General features: G+C 62.4%; 11 protein-coding genes and 1 tRNA gene. All 12 read right to left on the bottom strand.

The window, feature by feature from the left end; genetic code table 11:
• Positions 1-11: 11 nt before the first annotated feature.
• Positions 12-1,121: a DegT/DnrJ/EryC1/StrS family aminotransferase gene (locus FM101_RS13565; protein WP_087000536.1), complete on the bottom strand. Its 1,110-nt coding sequence runs from the start codon at positions 1,119-1,121 to the stop codon at positions 12-14.
• Positions 1,118-2,314: a glycosyltransferase gene (locus FM101_RS13560; protein WP_087000534.1), complete on the bottom strand. Its 1,197-nt coding sequence runs from the start codon at positions 2,312-2,314 to the stop codon at positions 1,118-1,120. The genes FM101_RS13565 and FM101_RS13560 overlap by 4 nt, the downstream gene beginning before the upstream one ends.
• Complete coding sequence (locus FM101_RS13555) at positions 2,311-2,988, bottom strand: NeuD/PglB/VioB family sugar acetyltransferase (protein WP_087000532.1); 678 nt, start codon at positions 2,986-2,988, stop codon at positions 2,311-2,313. The genes FM101_RS13560 and FM101_RS13555 overlap by 4 nt, the downstream gene beginning before the upstream one ends.
• Positions 2,989-2,990: 2 nt before the next feature.
• Entirely contained in the window at positions 2,991-4,112 is a 1,122-nt protein-coding gene (locus FM101_RS13550) for a DegT/DnrJ/EryC1/StrS family aminotransferase (protein WP_218778286.1), read from the bottom strand.
• Positions 4,113-4,161: 49 nt separating this feature from the next.
• Positions 4,162-5,172 (bottom strand): NAD-dependent epimerase/dehydratase family protein, encoded by a 1,011-nt coding sequence (locus FM101_RS13545; RefSeq protein WP_087000655.1) that lies wholly within the window; start codon positions 5,170-5,172, stop codon positions 4,162-4,164.
• Positions 5,173-5,180: 8 nt separating this feature from the next.
• Positions 5,181-6,275 carry a Gfo/Idh/MocA family protein gene (locus FM101_RS13540; protein WP_087000528.1) on the bottom strand — a complete coding sequence of 365 codons (1,095 nt, stop codon included), beginning with the start codon at positions 6,273-6,275 and terminating at the stop codon, positions 5,181-5,183.
• Positions 6,275-7,846 carry a sugar transferase gene (locus FM101_RS13535; RefSeq protein WP_087000526.1) on the bottom strand — a complete coding sequence of 524 codons (1,572 nt, stop codon included), beginning with the start codon at positions 7,844-7,846 and terminating at the stop codon, positions 6,275-6,277. Before FM101_RS13535 ends, FM101_RS13540 begins: the two co-directional genes overlap by 1 nt.
• Before the next feature lie 567 nt (positions 7,847-8,413).
• Positions 8,414-10,969: a LuxR C-terminal-related transcriptional regulator gene (locus FM101_RS13530; protein ID WP_179204335.1), complete on the bottom strand. Its 2,556-nt coding sequence runs from the start codon at positions 10,967-10,969 to the stop codon at positions 8,414-8,416.
• A 107-nt stretch (positions 10,970-11,076) separates the two neighbouring features.
• Complete coding sequence (locus FM101_RS13525; protein WP_143269296.1) at positions 11,077-13,605, bottom strand: helix-turn-helix domain-containing protein; 2,529 nt, start codon at positions 13,603-13,605, stop codon at positions 11,077-11,079.
• Between the two features lie 306 nt (positions 13,606-13,911).
• Complete coding sequence (locus tag FM101_RS13520) at positions 13,912-16,338, bottom strand: helix-turn-helix transcriptional regulator (protein WP_179204334.1); 2,427 nt, start codon at positions 16,336-16,338, stop codon at positions 13,912-13,914.
• Positions 16,339-16,520: 182 nt separating this feature from the next.
• Positions 16,521-16,592: transfer RNA gene (locus tag FM101_RS13515), tRNA-Gln, on the bottom strand.
• Positions 16,593-16,644: 52 nt separating this feature from the next.
• On the bottom strand, positions 16,645-18,459 hold the full coding sequence (locus FM101_RS13510) for an ABC-F family ATP-binding cassette domain-containing protein (protein ID WP_087000519.1): 1,815 nt from the start codon (positions 18,457-18,459) through the stop codon (positions 16,645-16,647).
• Positions 18,460-18,473 lie beyond the last annotated feature (14 nt).

The following is an 18,473-nucleotide window of genomic DNA, read 5'->3' as shown; positions in this document are numbered from 1 at the left end:
ACGGCTAAACATTAAGAAACCGTTGCTGCCAGCACGTCAACGACCCGCTGCTGTTGTTCTTCGGTGATATGTGGGTAGAGCGGCAACGACAGGATGCGTCCGGCCGCTTCTTCAGCGACGGGGTACGTCCCCTCGTCTAGCCCAAGATCGGCGAAAGCCTCGGTGAGGTGCACCGGCGTCGGATAGTGGATGCCGGCGCCGATTCCTGCTTCGTTCAGCTCGGCTAGGACCCGGTCACGATCATCGACGCGAACAACGTACAGGTGCCAGACATCCTGGTTCCCCTCGGCTTGCCGCGGCAGTTCCACCCCATCAACAGCGCTCAATAACGCGCCATACCGTTCTGCGGCCTGGCGGCGTCGTTCGTTCCACCGCTCCAGCCGTGCCAACTTGGCATTGAGCACCACTGCCTGGACGGTATCCAGGCGTGAATTCATCCCGACGGCTGAGTGCTCGTACTTCTGGGCACTGCCATGAGCGGACAGGAGACGGACTTGCGCGGCTACCGCGTCGTTTTCGGTCAGCACGGCTCCGGCGTCACCTGCTGCGCCGAGATTCTTGCCCGGATAGAAGCTGGTCCCGGCGGCAACACCTAGCGTGCCCGCAGCCCTACCGAATCGGGTGGCACCTTGCGACTGGGCTGCGTCTTCGATGATGACGGCGCCGCAGGAGGCGGCGATTGGTTCGAGCTGCTCGACAAAAGCCGTTTGCCCGAAGAGATGGACGGGGACGATGGCCTGGGTCCGTTCCGACACGGTCGCCCGCACACACTCTGGATCGATTAACAGGTGCTCGGGATCGACGTCCACCAATACGGGAACGGCGCCGAGGCGACAGACAGCCTCGGCCGTGGCAATGAAAGTGTTTGCGGGGAGAATGACCTCACCGCCTGCAGTCACCCCCGCTGCACGCAACGCCAGCTCCAAGGCGTCGGTTCCGTTGCCGACACCGATGCAATGCCGCGCTCCGAGGTAGTCGGCATAGGACTGCTCGAATCGGTTCACTGCTGCCCCGCCAATGAACGACGTGGTCGCAAAGATTTCCTTGAGGCCCGTCATGACCTCTTCGTCGATCTCCAGCTGTTGAGCTCCCAGATCGACGAGAGGAATGGTGGTGTTCATGAATTTGCCCCCTGGCGTGCCCATGTTTCGCGGTCGACCACACTGCCGAATTGCATCGTGGCGAAGTATTTTGCACTCTCGATGGCGCTGCGGGCCAAGGATCGTGTCGTGGTACTGAATCCCTGCGGCCGCATCACCGTTTCCACGTAGATTCCGGCCAGGTCCGTGCCCGCCTGAGCCAAGCTGTAGCGCCGCTCCACGAGTTGACGACCGAAGGCTCCCAGACGTCTGCAATGCCAGGGATCTTCGAGCAGGTCGGTCAACGCCACGAGCAGGTCCCTGACACCGGCGCCCTCTTGGCCGAACCATCCGTTGGTCATAAATTCCTCGGCAGTGTTTTCATCGAGGGTCTTCCAGAAGCCCCCTTCTCCTTGCACGATGACCGCCTTGGAATGGGCCAGTCCCTTGATCGCCGAACTCCCCATCCCCAACACGATGTCGGCCGCCTCATAGACCGGGGCGGGATCCAGCAGGAAGCCCACCGGTTGGATGACCGTGCGGCCATGCCGAAGGTTGACCTGCTCCGCCCGGGTCTGGACCGTAGCCAGACCCTCCCCGTCACCGGCGATCAGCAAGCGCACCCGATGCGTTTCCGCCAGGCGGTCGACAACAGAGATCGCTGTCAGGACACCTTGGAGCTTTTCCAGATCGGTGGTCAGCATGGAGACTACCGAAATGACGACCTCCAGTTCGCCAATTCCCCATGATTTACGGGCGCCGGCCTCATCACGGGTCATGTGGTGGGACATATCGACGGGTGGTTCCATCAGGTAGGCGGTCCTTCCTTCGGCTTCCATCCGCTGCTGTAGATCCGGGGTGCCCACTACCAGAGGGAGATGGGTTGGTAGGAAAGAAGGAACCTGCATGGACATGACCGACATCAGGGTCGGAGTGCGCAGTCCACTAGCGAACGCCGCTTGCAGGCCGGGACGCCATTCATAGGTATGGATGAGATCAACGTGCTCGCGTTTGATGGTTTGTCCCAGCCGACGGGTCCACGCACCATTGCGGGAGGACGGCACTGGGGCTTCAATCCACGGCACGCCCGTTGCTTCCAAGGCTTCGCAGAGCACTCCCGACGGTGCGTAGACGACCGCTTCGTGGCCATGACGCCGCACGGCAACGGCCATCTCGATGGCATTGAGTTGGCTTCCACCCATGCCCAGCTGATGCGGGCAGACCAGGATTCTCATTTTCCGATTCCTCCTTGCGGTGCGGCCATTTCCTGTGGCCGGGCAGACGTGCTGATCATCCGGGCAGGATTCCCTGCCCACGTTTCTCCGGTGGGCAGGTCCTCCAGGAGTACGGCGCCCATTCCCAGGACGGCGTCTTCGCCGATCTTCAGGTCCTGCCGCACCGCGGCGTTCATTCCGAGATAGGAGCACCGACCGATCTCGACCCTTCCGCCTACCGAGGCACCCGCAGCCAACGTCACGAAGTCGGCAAGGTCGTCGTCGTGGGTCAGCGTCACCTGCGGCATCAGGACTACCTGATGGCCGATGCGTACATCGCAGGTCAGCACGGTGCCGGCCAAGATGATGCTCCCCGCGCCGATCACCGTGCCTTCGCCAATGACAGCGGTGGAATGCACATGAGTGGCAAACTGGTCGTGAGCGACCCCCCACGCTTCCAGCCGGGCACTGACGGCCGCCCGGGCAGCCCCCGATCCAGCGCAAATCAGCATGTGGTCCCCCGACGTTGCAGCCATCTCGATCCCACCCAGTACCCGCACCCCGGCAATATTTCGTCCATGCAGGGCCGCGTCGTCGTCGAGCAACCCCACGAGATGGTGGTCCCCGGTGGCGCGAATGGAGGCGATCGTCTCGCGGGCAAGTCCGCCGGCGGCAATCAGCAGGAGGCGGGCCACGGTCAGACTCCCCCAGCAGCGCGGATGCTGTCGACCACACGGTCCTGATCTGCGGGACTCAGGTCGTGGTAGAGCGGCAGAATCAGCGTGTTATCGGTCAATCGTTCGGTCACCGGTAGCTGGACCATCTGGCCGGAATGTCCGGTGTAGGCAGGTTGACGGTGGGCGGCCATGATGCCGCGACGAGCGGAGATCTCGTCGGTAGCCAACTTCTCGAGTAGTTGCTCCCGTCCCATCGGGAACTCTGGAAGCACCTCGATCCAGAAGGACTGGTAGTTCGAGGTTCCATATCCGGGATCCTGCGCGCAGCGCAGTCCCGGGACGTCGATGAGTTCCGAGCGGTATCTGTCGGCCAGCCCGCGACGGCGTTGGACCATCACGTCGAGTTTGCCCAACTGGACCAGACCCATCGCGGCCTGCAAGTCGGTCATCCGGAAGTTGTAGCCGACCTCGGAGTAGCTTTCCTGAGGTGCCAACAGCGAGCCATGACGCTCGGCAGCCGAGACGTCCATTGAATGTTCACGCAGCCGGCGGGCCCGATCGGCCCACTCCTTGCTATTGGTGGTCAGCATGCCACCCTCACCGGTGGTGAGGAGCTTCCGCGGGTGGAAGGACCAAGCACTGATGTCGGCTCCGACACCGACCGGCGCATCTCGGTACGTTGATCCGGCGCCGCAGGCTGCATCTTCGATCAACGCAATACCCCGTTCGTCGCACAGCGCGCGCAACGGGGCAAGGTCCAGCGGCATCCCGCCCTGATCAACGGCAATGATGGCCCGCGTAGCCGGGGTCAGTGCCACGGCAATGGTCTCGGCCGTGACGTTCCCCGTCTCGACATCCACATCGGCGAACACCGGGCGGGCCCCCAGATAGACCGGGGCATTTGCCGTGGCGATAAACGAGAACGACGGGACCACCACGTCGTCGCCCTCGGTGACACCGGCGACGATCAGGGCCAGCTGGAGGGCCGTCGTGCAACTCGACGTGGCCACTGCGTGGGCGACCCCCTGGTGTTCGGCAAACGCCTGTTCAAAGGCTGCCGTCTTCGGCCCTTGAGCAACCCAGCCCGAGGCGATCACCTCGGCGACGGCATCACTTTCGGCCGCACCGAGCCACGGCTTCATGACACTGATTCTGTTCATCTTCGTGCTTCCCCAGTCTTTATTCGTTATGTCAGTTGGTGACGGAAACTGGTCGTTTCAGCGCCCGTCCTGCCGCGACCTGTTCACGCAAGGGACGCCACCATTCCACGAGCCGGGCGAGCCCTTCCTCCAGCCCGATCGTGGATTCGAATCCCAAGTCTCGGCAGCCAGCACTGGTATCAGCGAGACGACGGCTCACCGAGTTCACCGCTCGCTCTGGCCCGTAGTCGATGGCCTGTTTGGAACCCATAACGTGCAAGAGGGTTTCGGCAAGTTCCCGGAGGCTGGTCTCGGTGCCGCTGGCGACGTTGTAGACACCAGCGGTGACCGGGCTGGCGGCGGCTAAGAGGTTCGCCCGAGCAATGTCCTCGGAGAAGACGAAATCCATGGTCTGGCTTCCGTCTCCGAAGATCAGTGGAGGCAGACCATCATCGATGCGTTCCATCCAGCGCACCAGAACCTCGGTATAGGCGCCGTGGACGTCCATTCGGGGTCCGTAGACGTTGAAATACCGCAAGGCCACGTAATCGAGCCCATACATGGAGTGAAAACTCTTCAGCATTCCTTCGTTGAAGGTCTTGGCAGCGCCGTAGACGGTGTCATTGTTATACGGGTGATGTCGCTCCCCGGTCGGGAACTCCTCAGCCATCCCATAGACGGAAGCACTTGATGCGGCGACGATTTTAGACGTCTTGGCTTCGACGGCAGCTTCGAGGACATTGAACGTCCCGTTAACCATGACGTCGACGGCTAGTCGCGGTTCCTCGGCACACTGCGTGATGCGGATGGCCGCCTGGTGGAAGATGGCATCCTGGTTGTGAACGAGGTCGCGGACCAGCTGTCGGTCGGCGAGATCTCCTTCGATGAGCTCGACGCGACCACTGGCGAGCGGGCCGGCGATGTTATCCCGACGTCCACGCACCAGATTATCCAGAACGTCGACGTGTTCGGCACCGGCGTCCAAGAGCTGGTGGACGATTTCGGAACCAATGGTTCCTGCGCCACCGGTGACGAGGTACCTGCCGCCTTCGAATGTGTTCAGGTCTGTCTTCACAGGGCTTCCTCCAGAATGGGGTGGTTGACTTCGTCACGAGTTGCCCGGCCTTCGGCGAGGCTGCGGCTTGCCGCTTCCAGCACGGAGAGGACACGGAGCGCGGATTCGCCGTCGGTCGGTGCCGGGCGGCCGGCGCGGATGCTGGCCGCGTACTCGGAAACCATGAGTCCTAACGGTTCGAATTCGGAGAGCGCCGGGGACCAGGTGTCGCCCAACCGGTAGGAGATCATGGCACCCTTGCGGTCCTCGACGTCGTCGCGCACAGCTTCCTGCCGCCCCAGATCAACCCCTCGGTCGAAGACGCTCAGCCGCTGCTGTGGATTCAGGTCGTCCCACACCAGGGTCTTGCGACTTCCACCAATGACCATCTGCCGAATCTTCGTCGGCGACAACCAGTTCACGTGAATATGCGCCAGCGCCCCGTTTTCCAGGGGCAGGCTCAGGTAGCCCACACAGGATTTTCCGGAGTTCAGGGGATCCGCTCCCTGCGCGGAAACCGCCACGGGTTTCAGCCCACCGGGGAGGATGAAGTCCAGGATCGATAGATCATGGGGAGCCAGATCCCAGAACACGTCGACGTCTGGTTGAACGAGTCCGAGGTTGATCCGTACCGAATCGATATAGAGGATCTCCCCCAACTCACCGCTGGCTAGGAGATCGCGGATCTTCAACACGGCCGGGGTATAACAGTAGGTGTGATCGGCCATCAGAATGGTGCCTGCCGCCCGGGCAGCCTCGACCATCTCCCGACCGTGGATGCTGTTATCCGCCAATGGCTTCTCCACCAGCACATGTTTGCCGGCTGCGATCGCGGCCATGGCAATGCCGTGATGGGTGCGGGCCGGGGTAGCGATAGCAACCGCGTCGATGGTGTGCTCACGCAGAAGCTCCTCCACGGAGGCAACCACTGCAGGCTCTCCGGTCTTCCTGGCCAGAGCCGAAGCCCGGTCGAGGTCCCTGTCGCAGATGGCCACCAGTTCCCAGTCAGTGCTCATCGCAAAGTTCCGGGCCAGATTCGGGCCCCAGTAACCGGCACCGATGACCGCGATACGCAGGGCAGGATGGACGGAGGTTTCGGGTGCAATGCTCATCAGTAGGCTCCAGCCGGGTTGATCATGACTTTGAAGGTGCGCCACATGATCATCAGATCTCCGGTGGCTGACCAGTTTTCGACGTAATAGAGGTCCAGTCGGACGCTTTCTTCCCAATCCAGATCCGATCGCCCGCTGACCTGCCAGAGGCCGGTGACGCCAGGTTTGATGTAGAGGCGACGGTAGGTGTGGCCTTCATAGTCGGCTACTTCGGAGGGCAGGGGCGGCCGTGGCCCGACGACCGACATATCGCCCTTGAGGACGTTGAAGAACTGGGGCAGTTCGTCCAAGGAGAACTTGCGCAAGATTCTGCCGACGCGAGTGACTCGAGGATCCTGCTTGAGTTTGAAAAGCGGTCCGGCGCCGTCGTTGGACTCTTTCAGTGCTTCGAGATCTTTTTCGGCGGTGTCCACCATCGAACGGAACTTATACATCTTGAACGGCTGGCCGTGGCGTCCAGTGCGTTCCTGTTGGAAGAACACCCCGCCCTTGCTGTCCCTGCTAATCAACAGGCCCAACACCAGGAACAGCGGGGAGAGCGCGATCAATGCGGTGGTGGCAACGCACATGTCCATACCCCGCTTCAGGACATGTTTGACCCCGCTGAACGTCGGCTGTTCCACGTGCATGAGCGGAAGTCCCTCGACCGGGCGAACGCTGAAGCGTGGTCCCGCCACGTTGGTCAACGACGAGACCAGGATGACGTCGGTGCGCGACTTCTCGAGTCGCCAGCCCAATTCCTGGAGGGCATGGTTGCCTCCTTGGAGTGCCCCGGCGACGACGACGGCATCTGCCCCGAGCCGGCTAATCTCCTCCTCGATCACCGACCCACCGTGAATCATCGGCAAGGCCGGGCTGGTGACACGGATGAGGTTCTCTGCATCCTCATCGGGTTCCCCATCGAGCACGACGCCAACGACCCGATAAGCCCCACCGCTTTTATTGGTGATCTGACGAATGACGTAGGGCGTGTCCTTAGCTTGTCCGTAAACAACGACGTCGCTGAGTGCATGCCCTCGGAGCCGCTGGCGTTGCAGCCAGTTTCTCCACAGCCACCGTCCCAGCAGCAGGGCGAGCATTCCCACCGGAACCGTGAGGACGAGGTAGGCGCGCAGGCCGGTGTTCTCCCCGAGGAGGCCGATGATGGCAATTCCGCCGGCAAGCGTGGCACTGGCGTCAATCACCGCCTTGTATTCAAACGCACCGATGGCGATGCGGGCAGAGGAGCGGCTTTGGAAGACCTGCAGTGCCACCAGCCAGCTCACGGCAACGATCAGTCCCAGCAGGAGTGACCAACCGTAGCTCTCCATCACAAAGCCGGCACCGCTGGCCCGGGCGGCTAAGGCACCGAAACGTCCTGCACCCTGCACCTGGACCAAAGAAGCCACGGTAGGCAGTGAGGCCGCAGCACCGACCAACACCACATCGGTGACCAGCAGTTTCCTGCGGTACCGCCTGCGCCAATCGACTGCGGTCGAAATCCGGTTCTGTTTGGAGGAGACCAGGCGTGGAGTCCAGACCCGAGGCGCCTCAAAACCGGTACCGCCTACCCGTTCACTCAGCTGCGACATGATTCTCACCCCCTAGCGTCGGAATGCCCCAACTGCGGCGATGCCTCGTGGCACCGCGAGTGGCCGCGTAGCTTCGCATGTGGTCATCCCCCAAAAATGTGTAGCAATCTGCCCGGGCTGAGAGCTCCGGGGGCCTGTCGGGCCTCGTTGAAATCGAGCCTAGGTTGGGGGCCGAAACAACACACGAGTGACGAGGTACTCGATTTGTTGATCGGGAGCACCACCTGCACCCAGTTCATTACTTGGTGCCTACTCAGTCAGCGTCCAAGCACTTGCTATCGGGGGTCTCGACAACGAAACGGCCCCGCAGCCGTCCCATCAGGGAACGGATGCGGGGCCTTACTTCAAGGAGTCGGCGGCCGCTGGGGGGCTGGGCCACGAAGGCCCACTAACCGCCGACTCCGTCCAAGGGGATTCACCGAAACGAACTCATCGTGTCCAGTGTCGGTGTTTCTAGCAGATGCACGGGGCAGAGTTGCCCTCGTGTTCCTGTCCTCAAGCCTAGTCACGGTCCGGGGCGCTCACACGGGTGGCGCGTACCCAATAATCGGCTCACGACTACGCGCTTTAGTCTCGCGAAGTACCCGCAAGTAAGGGCAGGCCCGTCAGTTCTGAACGGTCATTGATCCCCAGCTTCGCGAACACCCGGTAGAGGTGCCCTTCGACGGTGCGTTGCGACACCGTCAAGATGCGGGCAATCTCGGCATTATTCCGGCCGCCTCGCGCCAATTCGACGATCTCCTCTTCACGCGTGGTGAGTTCGGCCATGGCCAATGCGCGAACTGCGTAAGGGCCAGCAGTAACCTGGTGTGACCGCAAAAGCTGTGTCAGCTCGCGCAGCACCATGCCACAATTCCGGTTGTCCCCCACCTCGACATATAGGTTGGCTGATTTGGCCATGGCTTCAACCGCCACGTGATATTCCTGAGCTTGGGTCGCATCGCAGGCCAAGTCACGCAAATCTTCGGCGCTTCCGCTGCCCCCGTGGGCGGCCGCCAAACGACCTAAGAGTTGGGCGCGTGTACCTTCCATCTCCAGAACGAGGCCGGCCAGCTGCGCATTGAGATCCGCCTCCGGTTCAGGATCGGCCTGGAGGCGTTCCTCCGCGAGAAAAAGGACTTCACGGGCGATCAGCGGGAAGTCTTCGAGCGTCTCGTGCCCCGGTCCCCCTAGACCCGCGGCGACCGCCCTGTACAACATCCGCCGTGAGACATCCGCCTCCGCTGGGTCCTGTCCCATCGCTCCGCTGGGCCCTGGAGGTTGCCGCTGCTCGGCTCCAAATTGCGCCCCGGTGAGACGCCGGTCACGGGCAAGCTCCTGGAACATTTCCGCCAAGACCACCCGTGAGGGCTCCCGCAAGCGGAATTCGGCCTTTACCTCGGCCAAAGTGATGCGTGCCTGTTCGGTTTGACCCTTGAGAAGCTGCGCGATACCCCGGATCAGGGAAAGGGTTCCCCGACGGTGCAGCAGCGTCCTGACCGTGGACCCCGCCCGCTGGGACACGAACTCCTCCGCTTCGGCGTAGCGGCCCGAGAAGACCAAGTTCCATCCGATGCGCAACAGCACATGCAGTTGATAGTTCCCATTCAATGCGGCATTCTGATCCAGCTCTGCCATGGCTTGGCGCGCGAATCCGAGCGCCGTATCGGTCTTCCCTTCCACCGAGTAGAGGTCGGAGAGGACCAAGAGGGCGACGGTCCGGTTTTCTGACGACAGGCGAGGTTGGTCCAATATCCGCTCGGCTTGGGCTCTCAGACTTTCACCCGATCGGGCTTCCTGGGCTGCCCTCCACAGTTCAACGACCTCGGTCGTTCGGGCATATTCTTCCTGGATGAGAGTGAATTCAGCACGATTCTCCAGCTCTCGCGTCCCGGCCCTCCATTGTTCCGGCAGATGCACCGTCTCGGTGTCGTCTCCCCCCTGCCGGATTAAAGCCAATCTCAACATCGTCAGCGCTCTCTGTCCGATGAGCGTGTCCGCAGTGCTCCGCGTCAACTGCCCAAGCTTGGCTCGTGCGGAGTAGAACCGTCCCAGCCCCAACAGCGTGCGACATTCAGCCAGCGCTCCACGGTCCGAGGCAGTGCCAACGCCCGAGATCGAGCACAGCTTCCACGCCAGCGGGTAGTCCAACTCGTCGTTCGCGGTCTCCACTGCTTCCAAAACCTCAGCCGAAGGGACCTCAGCCCGCACTTCCAAGCTCCAGAGCACCTGCTCAGGGTTCAAATCCGGTTGTAGCTCCCGTCGGTGGGTATCCCAGACGGCATGGAGTTTGGCACTGCGGCCGGGAGCCACGAGGTGACGCAGGACGAGGCCATGTATTTCTGCCCCGAAACGGATCATCCCATCGCGTTGGACGGTCAGGACGCCGGATTCGAGCAAGTGTCGGTAGTCGCTGCCCTCACAGGCCACGAGGAGGGCCCGGGATTGTGGACCTCCCAACGCCAACAATTCAAGGATCCGCTGCTGTCTCTCCGGCAGAAAAGAATGAATATCGCGAACCACTTCAACGAGGGCATCATCAGTTTCCGGCGATAACCGGGCGAGGACCCATAACTCCCCTGCTGCTGACCCTTCGTCGCGCACCAGCACCCCTTGGCTGAGGCACGATTGGACGAAGGCCCTCACGAGGCTGGCATTTCCTCCAGTCATGGAGCGAATCACCTGCAAGGTGCCCTCGGTCAGTCGTCCCCCGGTCAGTGCCTGCGCCAGACGCCGAATCCCTTCCACTTCCAATGGCTGGACCACGATCGTTGAGAGCAGACCCGAGTCAGTCAGGGAAAAGAGTGTCGATTCTCCGTCGATGCGACCGGCACCGATGGCAATGAGTTTGATGGCTGAGTTCTCCACCAGCATGGACAGTACGAAAGAGGATTCCGGATCCAGGAACTGGGCGTCCTCCACGAGGACCGTCGGCGGTGTTTTCTCGGTACGGGCGTTGCCGACGATCGTGCTGATTTCGCGCAGTACCTGTACCGGATCCTCCACTCGTTCCAGCGAGCTCAGGTACGGCGACAAGGCCCCGTAGGGCACGGAAGTCAGGGTCGTGCTGCAATGCAACCGCAACACCGGAGGCGCGATCCCCGGCCGCGCCATGGCCGCCTGGACCAGACTGGTTTTTCCCATGCCGGGGCCCCCGAGAACAATGGCCCCCCCGGCCCCGCCCCGAGTCAGGATGTCGACCAGCTCGGCATACTCGGGTGAAGCAGCGGACCTGGGCTGTGAACCCGGGCTCATCGGGCGCCCACCGGGAACCGGCTAGCACGGTCGAGGCCAGCGAGTTCCTGCCGATTGCGGACCTGGAGTTTGGAATATACTTGGTAAAGGTGCCCTTCGACGGTGCGTACCGAAACCCCACTCTGTCGGGCAATTTCTGCGTTGGACATCCCGGAAACCACGCGCAAGGCGATTTGCGCCTCCCGTTTAGTCAGTTCGCCCAGCCATGCTGGCTCATCGGTCACTTCCTGCAGCGGAACCGCACCCGTTGACGGTCCATGTCCATCCCCCTGCTGAGATCTGGACCGCGCAGCGGCCACCCGTCGTCGATCCTTCGGGCTCATCGCGTCGACGAAACTGTTGGAGGCGTCCCCTGCGTGCAAGGTCTCACCGAGCTCGGAGAGCTCCTCGAGTGCCTCGCACAATTCCGAGGAGTCGGCCTCCATCATTCCTCTGGCCAATCGTCCGTAGGAACGGAAGCCGTCCCCAGGGTGCTCCGCGGCAAGTTTCTTGAGCCGGGGTGCCACGTCGTGTTCCCCCAGACGCAGGGCCACGACGAGGGAGTAGATGACCAGCCCCTCGCTACCGGCCTTTTCGGCTCTCTCCACCAAGGTCAATACACGCCGTCTTGCGGAGTGTGGCGATCCTACGCCGGCCAGAGCCAGCGAGGAAAGGACCTCCGCAGCCCACGAGAAAAAATTCATGGGAAGCATGCGTTCAAGGACCGATGGGGCGTTGAGGAGTAATTCCACGGCTTCGTCTCCTCGGCCTTGCTCGGTCAGGCAGTAGGCCACTGCGGCTTCGACAACCGCGCGCTCAGTCGATTCGGCGTCGACGTCCAGCTGCTGCTGGGCGGGCAGGAGCACTCCCAGTGCCGACCCCGTTTCTGCCGCCAACGCACCAAGAATTCCAAGAACGATATCGGCGTAGGCGATGGCACGCGGATCGGCATATCGTCCTTTGGCCAGCGCCCGGGCACCACGAGCACATTCATTCCACTGCCCTGATAAGAGTTGAACCCTCAACCCCGCCAATTCGATGGCGGCACAGTCCGCTTCGCTGATCACCTGATCCAGAATTCCCGTGGTGCCCAATCCATCCATGTCGGCACGGATCCGCTGCACCATGCGCAATGCTTCGGTTTGTCGAGAGGTCATGGCCCAAGCCTCAGCTTGGACAGACATCGCCCGGAAATGGAGTGCTTCGCTAGCCCACAGTGTGTCCAGCGGCCCTCCACCGTCGGAACCGGGACGTTCATCAGCGCTAACTTGGGCCGGAATTACTCCACCGAGGATGCCCTCCACCGCAGTGGGACGGCCTTCGACCAGTGCCATCTGTGCCCTCATAATCCGCAGCGTTTGGCGTGCGCGCAACAGCTCTTCGTCCCGGGGGACGTTCAGCAGAGCGGCGGAGATTTCCTCCTGTGCGCGGGCAAGGCGTGCGCTGGCGCGGCCGTGCCAGCCGAGGACGACCAGCGCATCGATGGTCTGATCCAGAATTCGCATCTGCCGGTATCCGTCCACCAACCAGGCTTCACTCGTCGCTCCTCCGTGATGATCATATTCCTCGACGACTGCGACGAGCGCCTCGAAGTTGCCCAGTTCTCGCATCGCGGTGACCTCGGTAAGAATACGTGCGACCTGCGGGTCACGGTGTACCCGCGTCAGGAGTGTTTCGATCTCGGGACGCTGCCCGTCGTCCATGCCTTCCCGCAAATAATGCCCCAGAAGCGGAATGCGCAACTTGACCTGGCCCACGGGGAGTTCTCCGACCGTCACCAAACCACGGGCCCGCAATCCAACGATTTGCTCCTCCAGGCCACCGTCTCGCAGATCCCCGGATGTCGCGGGCCCTCCCAGCGCGAGAAGATCGAGGACCTTCCGCTCCTTCTGGTCCAACCCTGACATCCAACGAGTCGCCTGCGCCCGCAACGACGGCCCCATGCGGAGGCCACCGTGGGCGAGGACCCAGCAGCCCGACTGCAGTCGCAGTTTCCCTGCACCCACCAGATCGCGAACCAACGGGCGCAAAACGTCCCGGTTACTGCTGGTGAGGTGCCATAACGCCGCCGCAGCAAACGTTGAAATCGGGCCGCCCAACTCACCTTCAAGGAATCTGCGGGTGTGGCGTACGTCCATGCTGCGGACCGTAACTCGCTGCAGCTGCCCGGAGCGGTGCATCGCCAAGAGGTCAGCGGGGAGTTCCACCAGTTGTTCGCAAACGGCCACCAGCCAAATCTTCTTCATGGCTGCTAGCTGGGCCAGGATCGCGGCGGAGTCGGGATCAACCTGTTCCGGGTTTCCGAGCGTGACCACGCTCCGCCGGCCCTCGGGGCATAGGAGATCGGCCAAACCGTGGACGAGTTCGTGGCGAGTGGAAAATGTTCCGGATTCGAGCTGGGACAGAACGAAAGAAATGACACCATGACGCATCTGGGCAACGTAGGGGCTGCCCGTGAGGTGAACAACGAACGGGTTCGGATCAAGTGAGGCGAGTGCTTCGTCAAAGACAGCACGACGCCCACTTCCGGCCGGTCCGACGATCACCAAGCCCCCGAGACCCGTGTCACTAAGCCCGGCTCGGATGGCAGCAATAGGTTCGTCCCGAGTCTCAAAATTCAAGTTCTTCGCCACGGGCTGTGCCCCTGCGGCTTGTACTCCGGTGGAAACGCCGTCGGCTTCCGGTGATGTCTTCGCAAAAACCTGCACTTGCTCTACCGCCCCCAGTGTGGTGCCTCTTGTTCAGCCCGTTCGACCATGCGGACGGGGCCTTCAAAACTCACCATAGGGCTCCGCCCCGACAGTTACATCAGTGGATAGCGCAATCCATCACTCATCTTTATGTATTCGTACTTAAGTGTGCGGAGTCACATTCCGCGACTCGGTAGGCTGTCGGTTGACGATTCCGCGTAGTTCCGCACGGTTGGCTACGTTCAGCTTCGCGTAGGCCAAATAGAGGTGGCTCTCGATAGTGCGTACGGACAACCCCAATTTGTGGGCTATCTCCCCGTTACTGTCGTCTATAAGTACGTAGTCGACGATCGCCCGCTGACGTGGGGTCAGGCTTGCCCATGCTGACTCACTCACCACCTCGCTGGCCGATAGCGGCTGGTCGCGGTGGGGAGCAACCACCGCCGGGAGCCCGTTCTGCTCCGGGCAGGGGCCGTTCAGCCTTTCAAGTTCTTCCTGCACGAAGTCCGCCAACAGATAGTGGCCCAGGGAGCGCAACAGCAATGCGCCGTATTCAAGCTCTCGCGGGTCAGCGGTCCGCAGGCCACGAACAGTCCACGTGCAGGCCTCGGCAAATCTGCCGTCGGCCCGTTCAGCTGCTTCCTCTAGAAGCTCCATGGCGGGAGCATGCCCCCATTGCAGGGCAGCGGAGAGAGCCATCAGTTCTTGTGAGACATTACCTAGTTCGCGGTCCCGGGCAGCGAAGGCCATCAGCCACTCAGTGGCCTCTTCGACCCGCCCGACCAGGGCCATTGCGTGGGCCCAGAAGAAGCCGCCGGCCCAACGGATCCGCCAGATACCGCCAGCACCTGCGATCGGCTGCTGTTCCACGGCGGCCAAAGCCCTCAGCGCTTCCGGCCGGTTGCCGGACTTGGCCCAGGCAAAGGCCCGGACAGAATGTGCCAAGGGGAGGATATCGAAGCGTCCCAGGACCTTGAGCTGCGGTATTTCGCGGTCCAGGTGTTCGAGCGAGTCATCAAAACGTCCGGTCATCGCCTCCGCGAGGGCCGCATAGAGCGAGCCTCTCCCCTCCTGCCCCGTGCCCATCGAATCCGAGTCCCACCCACTGGACAGGGTCCCTACCGCCCGACCCCATTCGCCCGTCACCAACTCCAAATCGAAAAGCGCCAACCGGCACCGTTGGACGAGGAACGGTGCGGTGTCTGTCTGTTCCAGCAACCGCAAGAGCCCTCGTTGGGCCTGGCGGCCCGCTGAAACGTCACCGGTCATCACCTGGGCTTCGTGGACCATTTCCTGCCAGAGCCACATGACTCCCTCGGGTAATTTTGGTCGATCAGTCTGTTCCAGCAGCTGCCGGAAGTCACCGTCCCACGTCGCCCTGATCAGTTGCATGGCCGTAGCTGTTTCAGGCGAAAGAGCCCGCAGTGCTGCTCCCCGCGTGTCCGCCGCGCCCCCCTCTCCCAGAAGTACCGCCAACGATCCACTGTCCACAAAATATCCAGCAGCGAGAAGTGCCCCGATACGGACACCAGCCGCACGTTCTGGTACTTCATCCGGCCGGCTCATCGTCAAGAGGTCGATGGCCTGTGTGGGAGTGAAGGAATGCAGCCGGTGCTCCGCTCCCTCTAGCAATCGGGCAGGATGAACTGGCAGTCCGCAGCGTAACCGCCAAGCAATGAGGCCGACTGGCCGCATGATGCCCAGTCCGTCAACGTAATCGGTGACGCGGTCTAGCAACTCTCGGCTCCGTCCAGGTGGAACTTGATCGGCAATCGCAGCGGAATTAACGGTTCCCCTCAAACTCGCATCACGGCCCGCAGACTCGTCCAAGCGCAAATACCCCAGTTCATGGACCGTGTCCACGGCGTTTCCACCGATTTCCAGTACGACGCTCAGCGGAAGTTCATGCGCAAGTGCCAGCAGTTCGAACACCTGACGGACGTCGACGCCGAACCGGGCCAGTCGTTGCTTCCAGTGCCTCACGAGCCGGGGACCGGCCGGGAAATCTGTACTTCGAATGACCCAGACCCCATCCTCCTGGACCAGGTACCCCATCTCGATCCAGTCAGCGGAAATCATGCGCATCATCGACCGATTTCCGGCGCCACTATTCCAGATGGCATAGGCCGCTGGTCCACTCAGCGACCCACCGAGCCCCCTCTGGAGGTACTCCGTGGCGCGGTTCAACGACAGGTCAAGCACCCGGGCGCGATCCAACCTCAGGTAACGGGACAGGGGTGCGTCCGGGGCCCCTTGCGGGTCGGCACTGACCGCGACGACGACTGCCCCGTGGCGGATGACCAGACGGGAGACCAGTTCGACCTCTGGACCGTCGAAGGCCGAGAGGTCCGCAATGAAGAGAACGAGCCCTGGTGCTGGCGGTTCGTTGACCAACCGTTCGAGTTGCTGACCGGTTTCAACGTCGGGCGGGCAGGAAAGCTCCACCTGCCCATTTCCGGTTCCGATCCGCTGGACGACTTCGCTGGCCAGCTCGTCTTGCCCGGCACCGGGTTCGCCGTAGAGCAGCACTCCGTTGCCAGCGGCGGCCCTGCGCGCCACGTCGGTGATCCACAATGCGTCCGATTCCAACCACCATGAGTGCCCACGCGTCCCCAGGCCGTGCCACTGAGTGTGCACTGTTGACCGCCTTCCCCCGGAACGACTGGTGGCCGGCGGGCTGGCGCGGGCCATCAAAACCATCCTAAGCCCTGCCTCAGAACGGCGCGATGGGGCAGCGGGAGATGGACTTCTGTATGACGCTTTTTCGGGGGTTCCGCCCATAGGATTCGAACCTATACTCCACAGCTCCAAAGGCTGGGGTGCTGCCATTACACCAGGGCGGATCATGTCCCGCAGGGGGAACACGGTTAACTATTCTGCCATAAACCCGAGCAGCTACTGTCCGGCGGCTTCGGCAGCTTCCAGCCAGGCCTCTTCGAGGGCCTCATGCTCGGACTGCAGTTCCTTGAGCTCGGCGTTCAGTGCCGAAAGGCCATCGATGTCCATGCCCGCAGAAGCCGTGGCCATCTTCGCGTGGAGGCGTTCCTCCTGCGCCGAAAGTTTGGCGAGTTTCCTGTCGATCCTGTTGATTTCTTTGCGGGCCTCACGTTTCTCGGCCTCGCTGACCTCTGCACCGGAGGCAACCGCACCTTTTCCTGCCGCCTCGGGGGCTGCCGGCCCGGTGGTGGCTCCGCCGGTTCCGGCCCCGGAGCGCAATTCCAGGTACTGTTCGACGCCGCCGGGCAGGTCGCGGATCTGTCCGTCGCCCAGCAAGGCCACCTGGTGGTCGGTGACGCGCTCGAGGAGGTAGCGGTCGTGGCTGACCACCACGAGGGTTCCCGGCCAGGAATCCAAGAGGTCCTCGACGGCGGCCAGCGTATCGGTGTCCAGATCGTTGGTCGGTTCGTCAAGCATCAACACATTGGGTTCGCCCACCAAGAGTCTGAGCAGTTGCAGCCGTCGTCGTTCACCACCTGAGAGGTCACGGACCGGAGTCCACTGCTTTTCCTGGGTGAAGCCGAGCTGCTCGATCAGCTGCCCCGCGGAGACTTCCCTGCCTCCGATGCTGAAGACGTTCTTCTCGTCCTGGATGACTTCGATGACGCGTCGGTTGGAGAGTTCATCGAGTTCGGTGACTTCCTGGGTCAGCACGGCCGTCTGGACGGTTTTGCCGCGTTTGATGCGGCCTTCGGTGGGTTCGACCTCGCCGTTGAGCAGACGCAACAGCGTTGATTTGCCCGACCCGTTGACCCCCACGATGCCCAGCCGTTCCCCGGGAGCCAACCGCAGGGTGACGTTCTTGAACAGTGGGGCACCGCCGTCGTAGGTCAGCGAGACATGTTCCAGATCCAGGACGTCCTTGCCCAGACGGGCCGTCGCCATTTTGGACAGGGCGACGGTGTCACGCGGTTGCGGGACATCGGCGATGATCGAGTTGGCCGCATCGATCCTGAACTTCGGTTTCGCCGTGCGCGCCGGAGCGCCGCGACGCAACCAGGCCAATTCCTTCTTGACCAGTTGCTGGCGTTTGCCTTCGGTCACGGCTGCGGACCTGTCGCGTTCGGCGCGGGCGAGCACGTAGGCGGCGTACCCGCCGTCGAAGGCCTCCACGATCCCGTCGTGCACTTCCCAGGTGCGGGTGCTGATCTCGTCGAGGAACCAGCGGTCGTGGGTGATGACCAGCAGGGCCCCTTGGTTCGCCCGCCAGCGACGTTTGAGGTGATCGGCCAGCCAGGCGACCCCTTCGACGTCGAGGTGGTTGGTCGGTTCGTCCAGCATGATGACGTCATCGTCGCCGATCAGCAGTTTCGCCAGGGCCACACGGCGGCGCTGCCCGCCGGAGAGATCACAGACCCGGGCATTCCAGTCGACTTCCCCGACCAAACCCCCCATGATCTCGCGGATCTTCGGGTTCGACGCCCATTCGTGGGCGGCGGCGTCGCCGACGATCGCCTGACCGACTTCGAGGTCGCCGTCCAAGACATCCTGCTGGTCGAGGTACCCGACCTGGGCGTCGCTGCGCTGGGTCACCCGTCCGGAGTCCGGGTCCTGGCGTCGGGCCAGTAGACGCATGAGCGTTGATTTGCCGTCACCGTTGCGCCCGACCATGCCGATGCGGTCGCCTTGTTCCAGGCCGAGGGTGACCCCGTCCAAGATGGTGCGGGTGGCGAAGGCGACGGAGACGTTCTCCGCGCCGAGCAGATGTGCCAAAGTAATATGTTCCT

It is taken from the genome of Arthrobacter rhombi, from assembly GCF_900163545.1.
Lineage (GTDB): Bacteria > Actinomycetota > Actinomycetes > Actinomycetales > Micrococcaceae > Arthrobacter_H > Arthrobacter_H rhombi_A.
The sequence above is the reverse complement of the archived record's forward strand: the minus strand, read 5'-3'. Positions and strand labels throughout refer to the sequence as shown.

Coding starts and splice junctions, on each gene's coding strand:
- FM101_RS13560 (WP_087000534.1), bottom strand. CDS start 2,314: ATGAGAATCCTGGTCTGCCCGCATCAGCTGGGCATGGGTGGAAGCCAA.
- FM101_RS13540 (WP_087000528.1), bottom strand. CDS start 6,275: ATGAGCATTGCACCCGAAACCTCCGTCCATCCTGCCCTGCGTATCGCG.
- FM101_RS13550 (WP_218778286.1), bottom strand. CDS start 4,112: ATGAAGCCGTGGCTCGGTGCGGCCGAAAGTGATGCCGTCGCCGAGGTG.
- FM101_RS13565 (WP_087000536.1), bottom strand. CDS start 1,121: ATGAACACCACCATTCCTCTCGTCGATCTGGGAGCTCAACAGCTGGAG.
- FM101_RS13535 (WP_087000526.1), bottom strand. CDS start 7,846: ATGTCGCAGCTGAGTGAACGGGTAGGCGGTACCGGTTTTGAGGCGCCT.
- FM101_RS13530 (WP_179204335.1), bottom strand. CDS start 10,969: ATGGGAAAAACCAGTCTGGTCCAGGCGGCCATGGCGCGGCCGGGGATC.